Source organism: Streptomyces atratus (genome assembly GCF_014648655.1).
GTDB classification, from domain to species: domain Bacteria; phylum Actinomycetota; class Actinomycetes; order Streptomycetales; family Streptomycetaceae; genus Streptomyces; species Streptomyces atratus.
The window spans coordinates 99485-119664 of record NZ_BMRN01000022.1 but is presented as its reverse complement, the minus strand read 5'-3'; the positions used below and the strand labels follow the sequence as shown (position 1 = coordinate 119664).

The window sequence follows — 20180 nt, the reverse complement described above, 5'->3', positions numbered from 1 at the left end:
ATGCGGTCGGTGGGGAAGGCGGTGTCGAGGGGGACGTAGACGCCGTGGGCCATGAGGACGGCGAGGGTGGTGATGACGGTGTCGAGGGATCGTTCGACGCAGACCCCCACACAGACCTCGGGGCCCACACCCTGTCCGACCAGGAGTGTCGCGATGTCGGCGGCGCGGGTGGCGAGTTCGGCGTAGGTGAGGGTGCTGTCGTCGCAGACGACGGCCACGGCGTCGGGGGTTTCCAGCGCGCGGCGTATCACCAGTTCGTGGATCGCACCGACCGGGAGTTTTCCGCCGTCACCCGCCCACGACTCCACCGACTGCCGCTCGGCAGGCGCCATGAGCGGCAGTCGGCTCACCGGAAGATCGGGCGTGGCGAGGATCTGACCGAGCAGGATCTGCCAGTGGTCCACCAGGGTGCGGATGGTGTCGGCGTCGAACAGGTCCGTCGCGTACTCGACCTGGAGACGGAGCCCGCCCGGCCGCCGGTACACCGACCAGGTGAGGTCGAACTTCGCGGTCCCCGTGGCCACCATGGAACGCTCGACGCTCAACCCCTCGCCGAAGGGCTCCAGCGGCTCCTCCTCATGGAAGGCGAAGAGCGTCTGCACAATCGGGTTGTGACTCAGTGACCGTTCGGGGTGCAGCTGCTTCACGGCAAGGTCGAACGGGGCCCTGCTGCGGGAGAGTGCGCTCAGCAGCGACGCGCGGGAGCGCGCCACGAGCTCCCGGAAGCCGGGGTCGTCCCCCAGGTCCACCCGGAGGACGAGTGTGTCGACGAAGAAGCCGACCAGATCGTTGAGCTTGGCGTTGTCCCGGCCCGCCACCGGCGAACCGACAACGACATCGCTGCTCCCCGAGTGGCGCGCGGCGAGGACCTGGAAGGCGGCGAGCATCACCGTGTACAGACTGACGTTCTCCTCGGCGGCGAACGCCTCCAGCGCCGTCGAGGATACTCCGGTGAGCGGGAAGTCCGTCGTCTCGCCCCGATAGCTCATCTCAGCCGGACGGGGGCGGTCCGTGCCGAGGTCCAGCACGGCCGGAGCATCGGCCAGCGCATCCGTCCAGGCCGCCAGGGCCTTCTCCGTACGAGGGCTGCGCAGCGTCTCGCGCTGCCACAACGCGTAGTCGGCGTACTGGACCGGCAGTGTGCCCACCGACCCGCCGCCGGCACGATACGCCTCGTTGAGCCGGCGCTGGAACACATCGAGGGACCAGCCGTCGCAGGCGATGTGGTGGAAGGTCAGCTGCAACCAGTGCTCGTCCTCGGACAGCCGGTACAGCGACGCACGCAGCATTGGATCCCGGGCCAGGTCGAACGGCCTGCGGGCATCCGCCTCGACGGCCTCCCGTGCGCTGCGGACGCGGTCGACGGGTGCGAGGCCGGTGAGGTCGACGAGCGGGCAGTCCGTCTCACGGGTGTCCAGCAACCGTTGGCGCGGCTCCCCGTTCCCGTCCGCATCGAAGACGGTGAACAGGGCGTCATGACCGGCTGCGGCCGTAGTGACGGCGGCCGTCAGGCGGGCGGCGTCCAAGGGGCCGGTGAAGCGAAGAACGACCGGAATGTTGTAGACGGCGTTGTCCCCGAGCCAGCGGTCGAGGAACCAGAGCCGCTGCTGGCCGAAAGAGAGCGGACCGCGCTCATCCGGCCTGGCGCGGAGCCGGCCGGCCGCGGACGGTCTTGTTCCGCCTTCCGCACGCGCGTCTTCTCCCGCGTTCTCGTCGGTCGTGGGGATGCCGTCCATGATGACGCCCTTCTCACCGGTCCACTAAAGGTCCAATAAAAACGAAACGCGGCCGCGGTTTCTTGAAGAGCACACAGAGCAGTGCGTACGTGCATCGCCGAAGAGAACCTGTGAACGCTGCGAAGAACTGCGGGATTATTTGCATGGGACATGGAGGAGCGCTGTCACATTAGAGAGCCGCATCAGCGCCGGTCAACCCTCGCGATTAGCGCCTGACCTGCGCCTTTTAGTGATCGGGAGGGTTCTGGATCACATCCTTAGCGCAAATTTAGGGAAGTAATAGAGCCAAATAGGCGCACGTGTGTCTTGTATTTGAACGGAAGATTGAATCGCGTCCGGGTGCGGCGTTCCCCCGGAGCCCGTCGAGGTTCGTGGGGGAGTTGTGCGGGACCGCTGGAGAGGCTGTCAGCAGGACAGTCGTGATGGGATGCGCGCCGACATCGGGCCGGCAAAAGGGAATCGGTGCCCACGGCCGAACCGCCGCGGTGCCTCCCCGGGGAGTCACTTCCTGGCCAGCACCGTCGAACTGCTCGCCAGGCGACAGGAAATGGTCCACAGGCCGATTTCGGCCGCCTGCCGGCCCGCCGCCTCCACCTGGGCGCGCTCCTGCTGGTACCAGGCGAACGGGTCCGCCAGCAGACGGTCGATCAGGCTCCGCGGCATCGCATGGCAGCGGATGGGCTCATCCGGTACGGGCGGGTCCCCATGTCCGCTGCGGCGCTGCGCTTCTCCGGTGAGATACGCCAAGGTGTCGAGAACGCGCCATAACGCCGCCCGCTGCTCCTCCGGCGACTCCTCCGCCGCCAGGCGCTCCAGGGCGAAGGCCCGTACGAACGCGGGGAAGCGGTACCGGACGGCTCTGGACGCCTGGTCCACCACTGCGTCGAGCAGGTAGGACTCGGTGAGCTCGTCCAGCAGGTCCTGGGCGCGGTGCGGTTCGCATTCGAGGAGGGGAGCGCCGACCCAGGGCGCGAAGTCGGGTATCTCCAACTGGGCCAGGCGGCGCAGAGCCCGCTGGGCCTCCGGACTGAGCGCCGCGTAAGCCGGGGTCATGCACGTACGGACGGTCTGTTCCACGTGGCGCAGTTCGTCAGGGCGGCGGGCCGCGTCGGCGCATCCGTCCACCGCCTCGGCCTGGGCGACGGCGTCCGCCACGGCCCGGTGCGGCCGGGCGGCCAGGCGTGCGGCGGCCGCGCGCAGTACGAGCGGCAGATCGTCGCAGGCACGGCAGAGCTCCTCGACGGCCAGCGGTTCGGCGGCGACCCGTCGCCGTCCGATGATCTTCATCAGCATTTCCACGGAGCTTTCCCGCCGGAACCTGGAGAGTTCGATACGGGTGTCCGCGGGCAGCCCGGTGAAGCGTCGCCACGAGGTGATCAGCACCCGCGATCCGGACGACCCGGGGAGCAGCGGGGCGACCTGGCACTCGGACGCCGCGCCGTCCAGCACGACGAGGACCCGGCGCTCCGCCAGCAGGTCACGGTACATCTCGGCGCGCTCCTCGACGCTGCTGGGGACGGCTTCGTCGCTCACCCCGAGCGCGCGCAGGAAGCGCCGGAGCACCCCCGCGGCGCTCGTCGGGCGGCCCGGGGCGCCGGAGAGTTTCGCGAAGAGCTGCCCGTCGGGGTAGTCCGGAGCGAGCCGATGGGCGACATGTACGGCCAGGGTCGTCTTGCCGGAGCCACCCCGTCCGGTGATCACGGTGACGGGGACGACAGTTCGGGGGGCGTCGGTACGAGTGGGGGTGGCCAGAATGCGCTGGATCGCTCGCGCGCGGCCGGTGAAGTCGGCGATGTCGGCGGGCAGCAGCCGCGGAATCTTGTGCGCCGGAATGGCCGGAACCGCCGGAAGGGCCGCGACCGCCGGGCCGCTTCCGGGCCCGCCCGGCGTGGCGGCGGGCGCCGTCACCTTGATGAAGGGCTGGACCCGGGGCGGTGCGCCCCACTCCTCTTCCCCCGCCAAAATCATGCGGTGCAGCCGCTGCAGTTCTGCGCCGGGCTCGATGCCGAGCCTCTCGACGAGGGCCGCCCGCGCCTGGCGGTAGGCGTCCAGGGCCTCGGCCTGCCGTCCCGCGCGGTGGAGCGCGGTCATCAGGAGCACCCGCAGCCGTTCCCGGAGTGGGTGGGCGGCGACCAGAGCGCCGAGTTCACTCACGGCGCGGTGGTGATTGCCGAGCCGTAGTTCGAGTTCAAGACACTGTTCCTGTACGGCGAGGCGCCGCTCGTCGAGCTGGACGGCGTTCGCCCGTACCGGCTTGCTGCTGATATCGGTCAGGGCGTGACCCTGCCACAGCCCTAACGCGGCCCGTAACTCCTTTACCGCTTGCTTGGGTTGATGGGCGGCAGCGGCTCTTCCGCCTGCGGCGACCCGTTCCTCGAAGGCGTGGAGGTCGAGTTGTCCCTCGGTCATCCGTAAGAGATAACCGGGCGAGCGGGTCACGATGGGGCCGGGGTGGGGCCCCGCGGGGAGTATGCGCCGCAGCGCGCAGATGCCGATCTGTACCTGGGTGCGGCTCGTCGCCGGCGGCTTCCGCTCCCATATGGCCTCCACCAGGCGGTCATTGGAGACGACACGTCCCGATTCGAGGAGCAGCATCGCCAGAACCGTGCGCTGACGCTGCCCGCTGACATCTATGTGCCTGCCGTCGTCCACGACTTCGAGCGGCCCCAGAATCCTGAACTGCATGGGGCCCCCTTCGTGGCAACGACGGCTCGTAGAGGGCGATGGCGAACGGCCTGACGCACAGGCCCGCCGACCTCCACCGTACCTGGCGTGTTCGAATACTGGTACAGGGTGTACGAAAAGCGGATACAGGATGTGCATTCGAATGATTGCATGATCGAAAGGGGCCAGTCAACGACTCACTGCCCTGGCCGCGTCCGTCAACTTCTTTTCTCTTCAGACGCGTTATGAGGTACCGCTATCCGTAAGTTCCGGAAAAAGAACGTCTGAAATTCCATGTTTGAAGTGTGGGCGTCCGCTACGCGACGTCGAAGGACCTCACCGATGGTGTCGGCTGCCGAGGTCAGCCACGGCACGTCGATGTCCGCGGGCCCGCAGCGTGTGGGGATACCGCTGCTCGACGCGGTCCCCGAGGTACGCACGGGTCGCCACGCTGTACACACCGCGATGATCGGTGCGATTGACCTCCACATCGTCGCCGTGCAGCGCACGGCTGAGCGCGATGGCACCGCTGAGCAGTACGAAGAAGCACGGGGCCGGTTCACCCTCCCCGTAAACCACGCTTCCGGTCGGCTGTTGCTCAGCGCGGCCGCGCTCCGCCGGCCAATTGAGCTGTTCGTCGCCGTGTTTCTCGAACAGGAACAGCGTCCGCGACTGCTCCGGTGACAGATTCACTGACGTGGTCACTGTGCCTCCGGATAGCGATGCACCAAGAGGACGGCCATGGCTCCCTCGCCGCCGGCCGACGCGACTCGTTCGACCGAGGGGGAACGCACATCTCCCGCGGCGAAGACGCCAGGCACGCTTGACTCCAGGTGGTACCGATCTCTCGGCAGCCGGCAGCCGGCAGCCGGCGGCCGCCAGCCGGCTGCCGGCAGCCCGCCGGACGCTGCCCTCCGGCCGCCAAGTCCGGGCCGGTCGGCACGAATCCGCGATCATCACGGGAGACCACTCCCTCCAGCCACTGCGTATGCGGCTCGGCCCCGATGAAGATGAACAGCCAGGACGCAGCAAATGGTGCGCACGGCGCCGGTCCGGTTCTCGCGAAGGGTCGGCCGCTGCAGGTGTCCCTCGCCCTCACCGCCGAGGACTTCGGTCCACGCGTGGATCTCGATGTTGTCGATGCCGTTGATCCACCCGAACCAACGGGCTCAGCAACGAGATCAACGACGTGTCACTGATCTGCGAGCCCTTGGCGCCGGTCGGCGGCGTGCTCCTTCAAAAAGGCGCCTGCGTGGGCGGCGGCTTCTTCCTTTGTTGCGTAGTAAGAGGTGCTGTCTGCCTCATCGCGTGTTCCATCGGCTCCCTTGCCGGCCCACCGCCAGCCACCTGATGAGGGGTCCCGGGACAATTCGGCACTGCCACCGCACAGTTCGATGAGGCTTGCCTCCGCTTCTGCAGGGGATGATCTGTCGATGGCGTCGGGCCATTTCTTGCGGGCGCCCTGTCGGGTGATACCCCAAGCAGCGCCCAACTGCTCGTAGCTCGCACCATAGGAGCCGGCGGTCTTTGCCGCGATTGCCGTCAACCGCTTGACCTCTGCGTCCACCATCTTCCAGGTGGTGAGGATCGACAGTGTCACCTCGATGGGGTTGGCATCCCACGTGCGTTCCTCGGGGAGCCCGGTCGCTCGGGCGCGCATGGCCGAGGCGAGTGGGTTCAGGGCGTCGAGGAGGGCCTTGTCGAGGGCGGTCTGTTCCGCAGCGGTGATCTCAGACATCATGCAGGCAACTTTAGTTACCGAACGGGGATTCGGCAACTGAAGTTACCGCATCTGGCTACGTCGATCCGGGTCCGGGCGTGATCCCTGAACCGGCCGACTGTGATCCCGATGCCGCGGCACTCGAGCATGGTCGAAGAAGTGGTGCCACCGGGCCTCGGAGGTATTGGCAGACCGCTGATCAGGGGCGTGAACGCTCATTCCGTACCGGGGTGAAGCGGGACGGCGCCGACCTCACTCCGGCAGGCAAGGGAGTTTTCGGCAGAGTGCTGCCCGACAGCGAGTTGCGGCTGCGCGAGCTCTTCGCGAAGCTGCGGGCCAAACGCGGTGCGGCGCCTGTGGTCGTGGAGCGCTCGGCCTCGATCGGCGCGCCGTCGCCGGCTGTGGCTCGCGATGCGGGCTGCCGCGTTGCATATCTGCCGGGTGGGTGACGAGGTCTGCCGGTGACGGCGCGGCAGTCATGAGCGACTGGGGCGATGAGCAGGGCCCACGCGGGGTCAGGCGCGTCGACGATCACGCCCTTCCCCGGGGGATCCGAATTCCTGGTGTGTCGCTCAGGGTGCAGGCGGTCGGGGAGTCAGCGAGTCGATCCGGATGGGATCGCTCGCGCCGCCTGGCTCGGGACGGCGGCGGGTGTGCCGCTGAGGAGTGCCTGCCGGGTGAACCGGATGGCATACGGCAGGGCGGCACGGGTGAGTGCGTCCGCGCCGGAAGTGCGGGCTGCGGCTCCGATGACGGGCTCCGCGCACGCGACGGCGCGCCGAAGGGCGGCAGGAGTGCGCAACCGGCTCGTGTACCGCAGGGCCGGGCGGAGCAGGCCCGTGGCGGGAAGGTCGGGGAGGGCCAGGGTGAGGGTCCGGTCCTCGGCGCCAGGGCGCGGCCAGGACAGTTCGACGCGCATGAAACGGCCTCCGGTGGAGGTGGGGGGGGCCTGACGTCGGCCCGGCCGGTCGGGCGGGGAGCAGTGTTGTGGCTGGTCGGTCGACGAGCGAAGGGGGCGCGGTCGGGCGGTGACGGCGTCGATGGGCGAACGGAATTGCCGCAGCCGGTCAGGCCCTTGACGCTGAGGCGTCCACCGCCTGTTACCTCACATGGCGGTAAGTAGATATGTCCAGGCTTGCCGGAGTTGCGCGATCTTGTCAAGGTTACTGAAACGTGAGAGACGTCACGACCGCGTGCCGTCCGTCACCCCTGCCCCACGGAGAGAGAGCGACCATGACTGACAGTTCCCATGCGTCTGACTCAGGGGACACAAAGGTGCAGCATCCCGTCCAGGCGACACTGGCGCACCCCGTGCAGAGGGTGACGACAGCAGTGGAGAGGGTCCCTGGGGCGGATCGGGTCAAGGGGATCGTCAACGGTGTTCTGGACTCCGTCGGGATCGTTTCGCCGCATGCACGGCGCGTCGCGGCGTACACCGGTGCCGGACTGCTCGGCGTAGCCGGTGTGGTCGAGTGGCCCGTGGCCATGGCGGGCGCCGCGGTGGTGTGGCTCACGCAGCCGCGTCCGGCGGATGTCGCGGCGGCCCCCGCCGCCGGTGAGGCCCGCACCGAAGGGTCGCAGGCGAAGCGGGCCGCCAGGTCGGCCAAGGCGCGAACCACCGCGAGGCCGGCGAAGACCCGCTCGGCCAAGGCATCGACCACCTCGAAATCGGCAAAGAAACGTCCGGCCAAGTCATCTACCGCCTCCGGGGCGGCGAAGACCCGTCCGGCAAAGTCGACCGCCTCCGGGACGGCGAAGACCCGCCCGGCCAAGGCGTCGACCGCCTCCGGGACGGCGAAGGCCCGCGCGTCCAAGCGCGCGGCCACGACCGCCACAGGCACCTCGCGCGCCAAGGCACGTGGGCGGAAGAAGCCCTGAGGTCGCCTCCCATCCGCTGTTACGACCGTTCCGTGCCCGGCACCCGTGATGACCGTTCCGCCCGGCCGCGGGCGGCAAGCCCGCGAAGGTGAGACATGCTGCTCCGCTTCCTGACCGGGCTGCCCGCCGTGGCCCTCCAGAGCGCCCTGGCTGCGCCGGCCGAGGCCACCCGCCGGATCGCTCCGCCGACCGCAGATGCGGCGCGGTTGGCCGCTGAGCTTGTGAACGCCGGTGCACGCGGCGCGGTGGACGGGGTGGCGGCGGTGTCGGCGACCGCGCTGCGGGTCGGCAGGGTCGCCCGCAACGCGATGACTCCTCAGGTCGGCTACTGGCGCGCCGGAACCCGGATGCACCTGGCGCTGGCGCACCACCCGGACGCGCCCGTTCGAACCGTGGAACGACTCGAGGCCGCCGCCAGAAAGGTGGCCGTCGAGCTGGCCGAGCACCCTGACGTGCTGATCGCCTACTGGGACGGCGGCCTGGGGCGGCTGGTCGTGCAGACCACCGACGACGCGGTCGGCGAGCGGGTGGCGGACCGGGTGTCCGAACTGGCCGCCGAGCACGGGCTGATGCACGTCGGCGATCAGACGCTGGAACACGTGCACCCGGGCGCCGCCGGGGGCGTGCGCGCCAACGCTGTCGCCCTGGCGTGCGACGCGGCGGGCATCGGCGTCGCATTCGCCGCTCGGGCAGCCTTTGTGAAGCGCGCGCCGGAGGCCATGGTGGCCGCGGTCGTCATGATGCGTGAGGACTCGCGGGTACGCGTGGTGCTGAGCCGTGCGCTGGGCCCGGACGCAGCCGATCTGGTGCTGGCCGCGGCCCATGCGGCCGTCTGCGGGATCGGGCAGTCGCCGAGTCCGCTGCTCCTCGACGCGGCGCTGCGGACCGCCCAGTTGGTGGAATCGCTGGCTCAGCTCGCGACGTTCGACGCCTTGCACGACACGCTGTGCGCCCCGGACCGGCTGACTGTAGCCAACACCGACGTCGTACGTCCGCCGCTGCTTCCGTGCCCGGGCGAGGAATATGCCGCCGCCGCGGTCAACGGGATGCTGGGCGGCGCCGCCACCACGCTCCTGTTCACCCGCAGCCTCGACGAGGCGGCCGAGACCGTACTGGCCGGTTCCCCCAAGGCCGCACGCTACGGCCCGGCGGCCTTCACCGCGGCTCTCGGCAGTGCCCTGGCGCGCGAGGACGTGCTGGTCCGCGACCCCGAGCGGTTGCGTCAACTGGAGCTCGTGGACACCGTGGTCCTGCATCCCGAAGCGCTGCGCAGCACTCGGCGCACTGTGCTCGAGGTTCACCCCAGTGCGACCGACTGGGATCACCACCGGTTGTGGCAGGAAGCCACCGCGGCCCTGAGCGCGCCCGAGGACGCGGCAACGCCGTCCGAGGAGTCATGCATCGGTCTTCGCGCAGTGCCCGATGAGACGGTGCCGGACGAAGGACTGTTGATCGCGTCGGTTCGCGGAACGGACGTCGGCACCGTCCTGGTCGGCTGGGAGGTCGACCCCATGGCCGAAGCCGCGCTGAACGCAGCGCGCCGAGCCGGTCTGCATGTCGTGGTGGTGGACGACTGCTCGCTCGGCGAGTTCGGGACTCTCGCCGACCAACTCGTCTCTGCCGAGATCCCGTTGGCCGAGGTGGTGGCTGCCCTGCAGAACGAGGGCCGAACGGTCCTCACGGTGGCGCGCGTCCCGCACGACCGGGCGTCCGCCGAACGGGAGTTGACTGCCGCCGCCCACGACGTACTCGACGGACTGCTCCGCAGTGACATCGCCGTCGCAGTCACCGACGAGCGCAGCGCCATCGTCTGGGGCGCCGACCTTCTGCCCCTGCGCGGACTGGAGGGGGTGTGGCGGCTGCTGTCCGCCGTACCCGCAGCGCGGGCGGTCAGCCGGCGTGCCAAGTTCTGCGCCGAGGCGGGCGCCACACTCTCCGAGCTCCTGGTGCTCACCCGGGGGGCTCGGTCGCAGCGGGTTCCCTTCCCCCTCGAAGTGCGGCTCAGCCCCGTCACTGTCGCCACTGCCGCGGCCCTGGTCATGGGCTGGTGCGCCGCACTCGGTGTAGCCGCCGGTACGACCCCTCACCCCAGGCCGCGGGTGCCCTGGCACGCCCTGCAGCCCGAGCAGGTGATGGTCCGGCTGGCGAAGGCCTCACGCGCCACACCCACCGCCCTGACGGTGGTACGGACCCGGGTCGGCCACATCGCGGGCACCGCTGCCACGCACCCGGCCTTCGCACCCGCACGGGTGAGCGCACGTCTGGCCGACGCCGTGTGGGCCGAACTGGACGACCCGTTCACCCCGGTCCTGGTGGTCGGTGCCACAGCGCAGGCACTGCTGGGGTCCGCGGTGGACGCATTCCTGGTCATCGCCGCCGTGGCGGTGAACGCCCTGGTCGGCGGGGTACAGAGATTGCGCGCGGAACAGGCGCTGTCCGCACTGGTGACCGGGCAGCGGCGAACCGCCCGGCGACTCGCCCACCCGTCAGCAGGCGAGGCATCCGTCGTCGAGGCCGTGCGGCTGAAGCCCGGCGAGGTGATCGAGCTGCGCACCAACGATGTGGTGCCGGCCGACGCGCGGCTGCTGGAGGTCAGTGGCTTCGAGGTGGACGAGTCCTCGCTGACGGGCGAGTCACTGCCCACCCGTAAACAAGTGGCCGCCGTACCGCAGGCGTCCGTCGCCGACCGCAGCTGCATGGTGTTCGAAGGCACCACGGTGGTGGCCGGCCACGCCCGGGCAGTGGTGGTGGGCACGGGTGACCAGACCGAAGCCGGCCGCGCGGCGTCCCTCGCCGCCCGGGTCCCCACCTCGGCGGGGGTTCAGGCACGACTGCACCGGCTGACCCGCCGGGTGCTGCCCCTCACCCTCGTCGGCGGCGCCGCGGTGGCCGGCCTGTCCATGCTGCGCGGCCGCCCGGTGCGCGCAGCCCTCCGGGGCGGACTGGCAGTCGCAGTGGCTGCCGTACCCGAGGGCATGCCTCTCGTGGCGACCGTCGCGCAAATGGCCGCGGCACGGCGGCTGAGCAAGCTCGGCGTCCTGGTACGCACGCCACGCAGCCTGGAAGCGCTCGGACGCGTGGACACCATCTGCTTCGACAAGACCGGGACCCTCACCGAGAACCGGTTGCGTGTCGTCCGCCTGATCGCCGACACAGGCGTCGAGCACCCGGCCGACGCGGGCGAGGCGGAACACATCCTGCGCGTTGCCGCCCGGGCCTGCCCCCGCGTTGCCGAGCAGCCGGGCGTCCACGCCCATGCCACCGACGAGGCGGTCCTGGCGGTCGCCCCGCCCGAGGCAGGGTGGACCATCGTGCAGGCCCAGCCCTTCGAGGCGAGCCGGGGTTACGCCGCCGCCGCCGGAAGGGACGCGGACGGCGCGAGCATGCTGGTCGTCAAGGGCGCGCCGGAAGTCGTGCTGCCCTGCTGCCCGGATACGGATCCGGCAGCCGTCGAAGAGGCACACTCCCTCGCCGGCCAGGGCCTGCGGCTCCTGGCCGTCGCCCAGCGCTGTCTCGCGACGGACGACGAGGCGAGGGAAGCACTGGACAAGCCCCTTGAACTGCTGGAACTCATCGGGTTCGTGGCACTTGCCGACACCCCCCGCGCCAGCTCCGCAACGCTCGTGGCCGGTCTCGGAGAGGTCGGCGTACGACCCGTCATGCTCACCGGCGACCACCCACAGACCGCCCGCTCCGTGGCAGTCGCCCTGGGCTGGCCCCCTGATGTCACGGTCGTCACCGGTAACGAGTTGGCTTCACTGGACCGGGCGGGACGGGCCCGCCTGCTCCGGGACTGCGGCGTCGTGGCCCGCGTCGCACCCGAACAGAAGCTCCAGGTCGTCGAGGCATTCCGGGAGGCGGGTCGCGTCGTCGGCATGGTCGGCGACGGCGCCAACGACGCCGCCGCCATCCGCGCTGCCGATGTCGGGGTCGGTATCGCCGCGCGCGGATCGGCAGCCGCACGCAATGCCGCAGACCTCGTGATCACCAACGACGAACTGTCGGTTCTCATCGACGCCATCGGCGAAGGCCGAGCCCTTTGGCGCAGCGTGGCCGACGCGATCAGCATCCTGCTCGGTGGGAACGCCGGCGAGGTCGGCTTCTCCGTACTGGGCACACTGCTGTCCGGCACGTCGCCGCTGTCGACACGTCAGCTGCTGCTGGTCAACCTGCTCACCGACATGTTCCCGGCGATGGCGGTCGCGGTAACCCCCCAGGATCCGGAACCCGCCGGTGAGTCCACCGCGACCGATACCGTACCCGTGGGCCTCGCCGTCCTCGGGCAACCGCTGACACGCCAGATCCGCCATCGTGGCCTGATCACCGGTATCGGTGGGACCATCGCATGGCTCATCGGCACCCTCACTCCTGGCTCAGCACGACGCACCAGCACCATGGCCCTGTGTGGTGTGGTCGGAGCCCAGCTCACCCAGACCGTCGTCGGACGCCGCCACAGCGCGCTGGTCCTGACCACAGTCCTCGGCACCGCCGCCGTGCTCATCGCCCTGGTCCAGACACCCGTCGTCAGCCACTTCTTCGGGTGCACACCGCTGGGCCCACTGGCCTGGACCGGAGTGGCAGTCGCCGTCGGCACCGCCTCCCTCGGACCCCACGTACTGCCACAGGCCGAACAGCTGCTGGCCGACCTCACGTCACGACTGCGTCCCATGGTTCGGCTCGTCCGCTGACACGCTGTATGACCGGTAGCTGTCGCCGTTGATCGAGACGAGTTCGCAGTGGTGCCGAAGTTGGTCGAGGACCTCGTCGCCGAAGACCTGACCCCGTTCTCCGAAGGTCTTGTTCGAGGACAGGATGATTGAGCCCTTCTCGTAGCGTTTCTTGCTGAGTCTGCCCGCCGAGTCGCGCGACCGGCCTGAGACCCTTCACCGAGCTGTCGAGGCGGTCACACTTGAGGCCCATGAACCACTGGCCGGCGCTGTCCGCCGTTCCTCGACTGGTCGGCTCGGCGGTCGTCGGAGCGCTGATCGGCGCGGTCGTCGGTGTACTGACCAACACACCGCTCGGAATTCTCGCCGGAATCGCCGCGGCGGAGACGATCTTCGTCGTGGCAGGGTGGATGGTCCTGTGGCCCATGGACGCCGCCACCACCCATCACAACGTCCGACGCGAGGAGTTCCGGCCCGTCACCGAGGAACTCGTCGTCGTCGCGGCCGCCCTGTGCGGACTGGTCGGTATCGTGGCGCTGCTCCTGGTCGGCGACTCGGAGCTGAGCCACGCCGCGGCCGCGACGGCACTCTGCGGCGTGTTCATGGCCTGGGCGGCACTTCACCTGATGTACGCCGCCCGCTACGCGTTCCTTTATTACCTGACACCCGAAGGCGGGATCGACTTCAATTCCAACGACCCGCCGCAGTACAGCGACTTCCTCTACTTCAGTTACAACCTCGGAATGACCTATCAGGTCTCCGACACAGACGTCTCCAGTTCCATGATTCGCGCGGTCGCCCTCCGGCACTGCCTGCTGTCCTATGTCTTCGGCGCCAGCATCCTGGCCACCACCATCAACCTTGTCGTCGGAATCGTCACGCGCTGATGGACCGCTCCAGCGGTGCGTCGAACTCGTAGGAGACCGGCCCCGGGTGACCGGAAAGGCCGGCTCGGCGCCGTTGGCGCCGAGCCGGCCTTTCCGGTGGTGCATCCCCCTCGGGGGTGCCGAGCCTTCCGCTGGACGGGGGCTGGTCAGTCCGTGCCGAACTCCATCGCGGCGCGGTCCAGCATCTCGTCGTCACCGGAGACCTCGCCGCGGGAGGCGATGGCCTCGGCGCCGCCCTCCGGCATGGTGCCGATCAGTCCGGTCGCGGCCGCCTGGGCGGCACCGATGGCGGGACCGGCGGTGCCGATCAGGCCAAGCCCGGCGTACTGCTCCAGCTTGGCGCGCGAGTCGGCGATGTCGAGGTTGCGCATGGTGAGCTGGCCGATCCGGTCCACCGGGCCGAACGCCGAGTCCTCGGTACGCTCCATGGACAGCTTGTCCGGGTGGTAGCTGAACGCCGGGCCAGTGGTGTCGAGGATCGAGTAGTCCTCGCCGCGCCGCAGCCGCAGCATCACCTCGCCGGTGACGGCCGCGCCGACCCAGCGCTGCAGCGACTCGCGCACCATCAGCGCCTGCGGGTCCAGCCAGCGGCCCTCGTACATCAGCCGGCCGAGGCGCCGCCCCTCGTTGTGGTACTGGGCGAGGGTGTCCTCGTTGTGGATCGCGTTGACCAGACGCTCGTACGCCGCGTGCAGCAGGGCCATGCCGGGCGCCTCGTAGATGCCGCGGCTCTTGGCCTCGATGATCCGGTTCTCGATCTGGTCGGACATGCCCATGCCGTGGCGGCCGCCGATGGCATTCGCCTCCATCACCAGGTCGACGGGGGAGGCGAACTCCTTGCCGTTGATCGTCACCGGGCGGCCCTGGTCGAAGCCGATCGTCACGTCCTCGGTGGCGATCTCGACCGAGGGGTCCCAGAACCGCACGCCCATGATCGGCTCCACGGTCTCGACGCCGGTGTCGAGGTGCTCCAGGGTCTTGGCCTCGTGGGTGGCGCCCCAGATGTTGGCGTCGGTGGAGTAGGCCTTCTCGGTGCTGTCGCGGTACGGGAGGTCGTGGGCGAGCAGCCACTCCGACATTTCCTTGCGGCCGCCGAGCTCGGTCACGAAGTCCGCGTCGAGCCACGGCTTGTAGATGCGCAGGTGCGGGTTGGCGAGCAGGCCGTACCGGTAGAACCGCTCGATGTCGTTGCCCTTGAAGGTGGAGCCGTCACCCCAGATCTGTACGTTGTCCTCGAGCATCGCCCGGACCAGGAGGGTGCCCGTGACGGCGCGGCCGAGCGGCGTGGTGTTGAAGTAGGCACGCCCGCCCGAGCGGATGTGGAACGCCCCGCAGGTGAGCGCGGCCAGACCCTCCTCGACCAGCGCCGCGCGGCAGTCGACCAGGCGCGCGATCTCGGCACCGTAGGTCTTCGCGCGGCCGGGCACCGAGGCGATGTCGGGCTCGTCGTACTGGCCGATGTCGGCGGTGTAGGTGCATGGGATGGCGCCCTTGTCGCGCATCCACGCGACCGCGACCGAGGTGTCGAGGCCGCCCGAGAAGGCGATGCCGACGCGCTCGCCGGCGGGAAGGGAGGTGAGGACCTTAGACATAGGAAGAGTATGCATAATCTCGCATGATCATGCAAAGTCGGGGGCGCGCCACCGCCGGAGCGAGGCGCCCCGCCGCTCTGGCGGCGGAACCGACGCGGGCCGGTTCTTCCTAGACGCAATGGAGCCACAGGTCGTACAGCACACCGTGGATGTGCGCTTCACCGCCCGAAGGTCCGCGAACGGGCGGACGCCGACGGTCGAGGCACCCGCGCCAGACGATGCCCGATGCGGCCGTCGACCCTACCGTGGTGACATGGCAGTGATCAGCGGTTTGAAACGGGGGGCGCGGCCCCGGATCGGTGTGGTGGAGGCACTGGGCGTGGCGCTGCTGTTCGTGCTGTCGGTCGCGGCTGCCTCGGTCGTACGGCACGGGCACCAGTTCTCCCTGCGGTGGCCTGTCGTGGTGCTGGCGGGTATCGGTTGCGCCGCGTTGGTGTGGCGGCGCCATTACCCTTTCGGCGTACTGGCCGTCGCAGTTGCCTGCGGGGTGGCCTTTCAGATAGTCGGGATTCGGGAAAGCCCGCTGGTGATCAGCCCGGTCCTGGTGTCGGTCTACAACGTGGCCGCGCTGACCGACCGGCGTGCCACCTGGGCTGCGGCATCATTTTCGGCCGTCGTACTGGTGGGCGCCGCCGTGCTGTGCGACCCGCACTCATGGCTGGCCCCCGACAACGCGGCGATGCTGGCGTGGACGGCGCTGCCGGCTGCTGTCGGGGACGGGGTGCGTTCACGTCGCGCCTATGTGGCGGCCGTGGAGGAGCGGGCGGAACACGCGGAGCGTACGCGTGAGCAGGAGGCGCAGCAGCGGGTGGCGGCCGAGCGGGTGCGCATCGCGCGCGAGCTGCACGACATCGTCGCGCACCACATCGCCTTGATCAACGCTCAGGCAGGCGTGGCCGTCCATTTGGTGGAAAGGCGGCCGGAGCAGATCCTGGCCGCTTTGGAGGACATCCGGGACACCAGCCGGTCCGCGCTGGACGAACTACGGGTGACCGTGGGGCTGCTGCGGCAGTCCGGCGATCCGGTGGCGCCGCGTGATCCGATGCCGGGCCTTGCGCGCGTACCGGCGCTTCTGGCGTCGTTCGAACGCGCGGGCCTGACCGTGACCCATACTCGGCGGGGCATCGCCGAACCGCTGGCGCCGACGGTCGACCTGGCCGCGTACCGCATCGTGCAGGAGGCTCTGACCAACGTGCACAAGCACGCCGGCGCCGACCATGCCCGGTTGTTCCTGCACTACCGCCCCGAGCGGCTGACGATCACCGTTGAGGACGACGGACGGACCGGAGGGAACCACGCCCACCCGGGGACGGGCCACGGGCTGATCGGAATGCGTGAGCGCGCTTCCACGGTCGGGGGTTGTCTGTACGCGGGAGAGCGTCCGGAAGGCGGCTTCACCGTGACGGCTGAACTGCCGCTGCGTCCCGGCCTGGTAATGGGCAAACCACCGAGGAGAGACGGGCATGACGATTCGCGTACTGCTTGCGGATGACCAGGCCCTGCTGCGGGGTACCTTCAGGATGCTGTTCGACTCCACGGACGACATGGAGACGGTGGGGGAGGCGTCCAATGGGCAGGAGGCACTGGAACTGGCGCGTGCAGAGCGTCCGCATGTGGTCCTGATGGATATCCGCATGCCGGAGATGGACGGCCTCGACGCCACACGGCTCATCAGTGAGTCCGAGGACCTCTCGGCGGTGAAGGTGCTCATCCTGACCACCTTCGAGGACGACGAGCACGTCGCCGAGGCTCTGCGCGCCGGTGCGAGCGGCTTTCTCGGCAAGGGGGCCCGGCCCGAGGAGCTTCTCGACGCCGTCCGTACGATCGCCGCAGGCGAGGCACTGCTGTCCCCGTCGGCGACGCGTGCGCTGATCAAGCGCTTTCTCGCGCAGCCGGACCCGTGCCCGGCGGACGTGCACGAGCGGCTGGAGTGCCTGACACGGCGGGAGCGCGATGTCGTGGGCCTGGCGGCACTGGGGCTGTCGAACGACGAGATTGCAGAACAATTGTTCGTCAGCCCGCTGACTGCCAAGACCCACGTCAACCGGGCCATGACCAAGCTGGCGGCTCGTGACCGGGCCCAGCTCGTCGTCATCGCCTATCAGTGCGGCCTGGTCAGTCCGGCAGCGGAATCCGGGCCTTCACCGGCGTCGGAGTAATCGTCGGCGCGGTACGTGCATGTCGCCCCAGTCGTAGGCAGGTGTGGCAGATACCGCAGCCGTGGTAGCCGGGAATCGCTGCGGGGGGACGACGCGCGAGGGGCCCTTCCTGGGCGAAGGTGAGAAGGCGAACGGAGGTTTCGCCATGATCGAAGCCCACTGCCCGACCAAGCGATACAACGCCGAACCGATCAAGCCGCACACCGTGCGCCGATCACACCGCGTGTTCGCATCCTTGACCGCGGCCTGCGTCGCCGCTCTCTTCGGCGGCCGGGCGGTCCCGTCCCCGTATCACCTGACCACACACTCTCCACCCCCAGCATCACCCGTGTGATCTCCGGTACCACGCTTCACCTCACCACCGCCGGACTGCTCGGTGTCGCCCTCGACACCATCATCCGCAGTTCCGCCGGAACCATTGCAGCCCCGGTGGGCATCCATCTCGCCCTGCCCGGTCCGGCAGCCCTGCTGCCGACCGACTGGGCCCGGCTCACCACGCCCTGCGCGGCCGCGACGACCGCGTGAGGCGGCACCCCAGCAGCAGGAAGGACACCTCCCATGTTCACGGCATCCGAGAAGCACCGCACGATCAGTGAACGACCGGCAACCTGCCCCCCGTGCCGGGACGGGGACGACTTCCGTGCAGCCCTGCCCGTGCACCTGTCCCTGCTCCGCGACGCCCTGGCCGACAGCACCGGCCGATACCAGGGGACGTCCAGGGAGGGCCAGGCCGAACGCCGCCATGTGGCACCCACACAGCTCACCCTGTCCCAGTGGGTCAGCAGGACCGCGAAGATCGGGGATCAAAGCTGACGCGGCAGCAACGACGAGCCCGGGGCGGCCCGGCACAACGGCCGCCCGGGCTGAGCGGTCCCACCGCATGTCGGGGCAGCGCGCAGAGCCCAGCAGTGGCTTGGAACGATTGGCCGCCTGGCATCCCGCGACGACTCGACCACTCACGGGATGCGCGCGACAGGGTCGCTCGGTCAGGACATGCCGGCGAAGTTGTCGCAGCAGGTGGCCGACGACGAGGCCGCACTGCTCACTCCGATGGTGACGTCCTCGCACCGGGCCAGGGCGAGCCGGTGACCCGGGAGATCGATCATGATGTCAGCGTGGTGCGGACGCGTATACGTCCCTCACATTGTCCCTGGGCCTCGGCCTGTTCCGGCCGCACGGGCCCGCCGCGAACGCGTGGAGCAGATTCTCTGTCACGCGGGTGACGAAAGCCCCCGTACGGGCGTCCATGCCGTGGTTGCGTCCGTTCTCACGGGTCCCCGCCATCAGAGCCTCGACCCAACGCATCGTCCCGGAGGCGAAGACGCCCGCTCCGCTCGGCACGGTGTAGTAGGCGGAGTCGGAATGACTGTGTCTGCCCTCGCAAACGAGAGGGGAATGGGCGATGATCTCGAGCGGCGCCGGGGTGGGCATGTCCGGAGTGACCCGGTCGTACTCCACTCCGACCAGGTGGTCGAAGGAGTCTCCTCGCTTCACGCCCGTCCCCTCGAAGAGCCAGTGGTCGCTCCGGTGGACGACATACGGGGCGTCCACCGGGTAGCCCTCGTAGAGGACGCCGGTCAGGGACGACTCGGGGGAGGCGCCGGGCGGCAGGCGGAAGTCGTTGGTCGGCATGTCCGGGTGGTCGGCGAGGTACGGGTCGTTCCGGTAGTCGGTCTTGTAACAGACGACAGCGCGGTCGGCGCCGGTGGCGTCCGGCTCCAGTCTGACCCTGCGGAAGCAGGCGTTGGCGCCGAGGAAGGCCACGTTGGTGCCCGCGTCGCGCGCCCGGGTGACGTGAGCCCGTTGCTGCGGTGTCCAGTACTCGTCATGTCCCAGTGAGAGAGCTCCGGCGGCGTTCTGGAGAATGCCGGGGTCGCGATGGACGTCCGCACCCGTGGTGTAGGCGAGCGGGATGCCCAGCCTCTCCGCCAGGACCACCGCCGCCCGTTCGTAAACCATGAACTTCTCGGCCCCATTGCCGTCGTAGGGACGGTCGAAACTGACAGTGAGCGACCGCGTGCTGTATGCACCGTTCTCGCCCTCGTAAAGGCTGTAGCCGCCCCACCTGTTGTACGCCTGCCATGTTGCTACGGCGTGCATCAGCACGATTCTGCCCGCCGCGCTCGCCGAGCGGACGATCAGTGGCACATAGCGCTGGTGGCCGTTGTCCGAGTCCAGCCGGAGCAGATACGCGCCCTCCGGCCAGCCGTTGGTGCGGACACGGAGTGTGCGTCGCCAGTCCGCCCGTACGGTCCGGGTGACCCGGAGCAGCCGGGGGCGGGCCTGGACCGACCCGGGCACACGGTGCGAACGCCAGATCAGTCGCGCCTGCGCCCCGTCGTACCAGCCGACGCGGTAGGCCGAGACCCGGAACGCGGGGGCGGTGGTGGAGACGTACATGCCGAACTCCTCACCCGGCACCACGCTCACCTTGTCGGCATAGCCTTCGATGGCCCCGGGCGGTCCCACCGAACGGACACGCCAGTCGGAGTCCGCGGCCCGAGCGCTGTCCCCTTCCTCGGTGCGGCGGGAGGCGCCGGTTTGGGTGGAGCCGGTGGCGGTCCCCCCGGCCGCGGACGAGTGGCAACCGGTCACTGCCACGCCACCGGCCACCGCCCCGCCCGCTGCGGCAGCGAGGAAGAGCCTGCGGTCCAGCCGACCGGTAGTCCCGGCGTCCTGCCCCTCACCACGCTTCATGTCGCCCGCCGAACCCGTTCCGCAGCGCTGTCACCGGCCATCGTCACCCGCCACCTGCTCGGGCACGATCCGGGAAGGGCCGAATCGGGGACGGGCCGCGTCGTGCGCGACCAGCCGGGTTCGATCTCCTCGCAGCCATCCCGTCCTGCCGTCGGTCGAAGAGGTGCGAGCTCCGCTGTG

At 69.6% G+C, this 20180-nt stretch carries 14 protein-coding genes and 2 pseudogenes; 9 read left to right on the top strand and 7 right to left on the bottom strand.

Features of this window, described 5'->3' with window-relative positions; translation table 11 throughout:
* Nucleotides 1–1736, bottom strand: a 1736-nt coding sequence (locus IEZ15_RS28295) for a condensation domain-containing protein (protein ID WP_189279926.1), incomplete at its 3' end; no start/stop codon positions are given.
* A 501-nt stretch (nt 1737–2237) separates the two neighbouring features.
* Nucleotides 2238–4421 (bottom strand): AfsR/SARP family transcriptional regulator, encoded by a 2184-nt coding sequence (locus tag IEZ15_RS28290; RefSeq protein ID WP_189279925.1) that lies wholly within the window; start codon nt 4419–4421, stop codon nt 2238–2240.
* A 321-nt stretch (nt 4422–4742) separates the two neighbouring features.
* Between IEZ15_RS28290 and IEZ15_RS28285 the strand changes: the two genes are divergently transcribed.
* Nucleotides 4743–5084, top strand: coding sequence for a hypothetical protein (locus IEZ15_RS28285; protein WP_189279924.1), 342 nt, complete (start codon nt 4743–4745; stop codon nt 5082–5084).
* A 508-nt stretch (nt 5085–5592) separates the two neighbouring features.
* On the opposite strand, the gene IEZ15_RS28280 is transcribed toward IEZ15_RS28285, so the two are convergent.
* Nucleotides 5593–6141, bottom strand: coding sequence for a hypothetical protein (locus IEZ15_RS28280; RefSeq protein WP_229846149.1), 549 nt, complete (start codon nt 6139–6141; stop codon nt 5593–5595).
* Nucleotides 6142–6362: 221 nt separating this feature from the next.
* On the opposite strand from IEZ15_RS28280, the pseudogene IEZ15_RS28275 reads away from it, so the two are divergent.
* A pseudogene (locus IEZ15_RS28275) lies at nt 6363–6563 on the top strand (IS110 family transposase); the annotation flags it as partial.
* Between the two features lie 152 nt (nt 6564–6715).
* On the opposite strand, the gene IEZ15_RS28270 reads toward IEZ15_RS28275, so the two are convergent.
* Complete coding sequence (locus IEZ15_RS28270) at nt 6716–7039, bottom strand: hypothetical protein (RefSeq protein ID WP_189279922.1); 324 nt, start codon at nt 7037–7039, stop codon at nt 6716–6718.
* A gap of 413 nt (nt 7040–7452) precedes the next feature.
* Here IEZ15_RS28270 and IEZ15_RS28265 point away from each other — a divergent pair, with 413 nt between their 5' ends.
* On the top strand, nt 7453–7998 hold the full coding sequence (locus tag IEZ15_RS28265; RefSeq protein WP_189279921.1) for a hypothetical protein: 546 nt from the start codon (nt 7453–7455) through the stop codon (nt 7996–7998).
* Nucleotides 7999–8093: 95 nt separating this feature from the next.
* A complete protein-coding gene (locus IEZ15_RS28260; protein WP_189279920.1) occupies nt 8094–12686 on the top strand; it encodes a cation-translocating P-type ATPase in 4593 nt (1530 codons plus the stop codon).
* On the opposite strand, the pseudogene IEZ15_RS28255 reads toward IEZ15_RS28260, so the two are convergent.
* Nucleotides 12651–12836 (bottom strand): annotated as a pseudogene (locus IEZ15_RS28255) (ATP-binding protein); the annotation flags it as partial. The gene IEZ15_RS28260 and the pseudogene IEZ15_RS28255 overlap by 36 nt on opposite strands.
* A gap of 80 nt (nt 12837–12916) precedes the next feature.
* Here IEZ15_RS28255 and IEZ15_RS28250 point away from each other — a divergent pair.
* Nucleotides 12917–13552 carry a DUF1345 domain-containing protein gene (locus IEZ15_RS28250; RefSeq protein ID WP_189279919.1) on the top strand — a complete coding sequence of 212 codons (636 nt, stop codon included), beginning with the start codon at nt 12917–12919 and terminating at the stop codon, nt 13550–13552.
* A 146-nt stretch (nt 13553–13698) separates the two neighbouring features.
* Here the strand turns inward: IEZ15_RS28250 and argG are convergent, their stop codons facing one another.
* Nucleotides 13699–15144 carry an argininosuccinate synthase gene (gene argG, locus IEZ15_RS28245; protein ID WP_114248167.1) on the bottom strand — a complete coding sequence of 482 codons (1446 nt, stop codon included), beginning with the start codon at nt 15142–15144 and terminating at the stop codon, nt 13699–13701.
* Between the two features lie 253 nt (nt 15145–15397).
* On the opposite strand from argG, the gene IEZ15_RS28240 reads away from it, so the two are divergent.
* From IEZ15_RS28240 to IEZ15_RS28225, 4 genes are all read left to right on the top strand, one after another.
* Nucleotides 15398–16636, top strand: a complete 1239-nt coding sequence (locus tag IEZ15_RS28240; RefSeq protein ID WP_189279918.1) for a sensor histidine kinase — start codon at nt 15398–15400, stop codon at nt 16634–16636.
* Nucleotides 16608–17303 (top strand): response regulator transcription factor, encoded by a 696-nt coding sequence (locus IEZ15_RS28235; protein WP_189279917.1) that lies wholly within the window; start codon nt 16608–16610, stop codon nt 17301–17303. The genes IEZ15_RS28240 and IEZ15_RS28235 overlap by 29 nt, the downstream gene beginning before the upstream one ends.
* 330 nt (nt 17304–17633) lie before the next feature.
* A complete protein-coding gene (locus tag IEZ15_RS28230; RefSeq protein ID WP_189279916.1) occupies nt 17634–17828 on the top strand; it encodes a hypothetical protein in 195 nt (64 codons plus the stop codon).
* A gap of 33 nt (nt 17829–17861) precedes the next feature.
* Nucleotides 17862–18116 carry a hypothetical protein gene (locus IEZ15_RS28225; RefSeq protein ID WP_114248171.1) on the top strand — a complete coding sequence of 85 codons (255 nt, stop codon included), beginning with the start codon at nt 17862–17864 and terminating at the stop codon, nt 18114–18116.
* 297 nt (nt 18117–18413) lie between these two features.
* Here IEZ15_RS28225 and IEZ15_RS28220 read toward each other — a convergent pair whose 3' ends face one another.
* On the bottom strand, nt 18414–20000 hold the full coding sequence (locus IEZ15_RS28220) for a N,N-dimethylformamidase beta subunit family domain-containing protein (protein ID WP_189279915.1): 1587 nt from the start codon (nt 19998–20000) through the stop codon (nt 18414–18416).
* Nucleotides 20001–20180 lie beyond the last annotated feature (180 nt).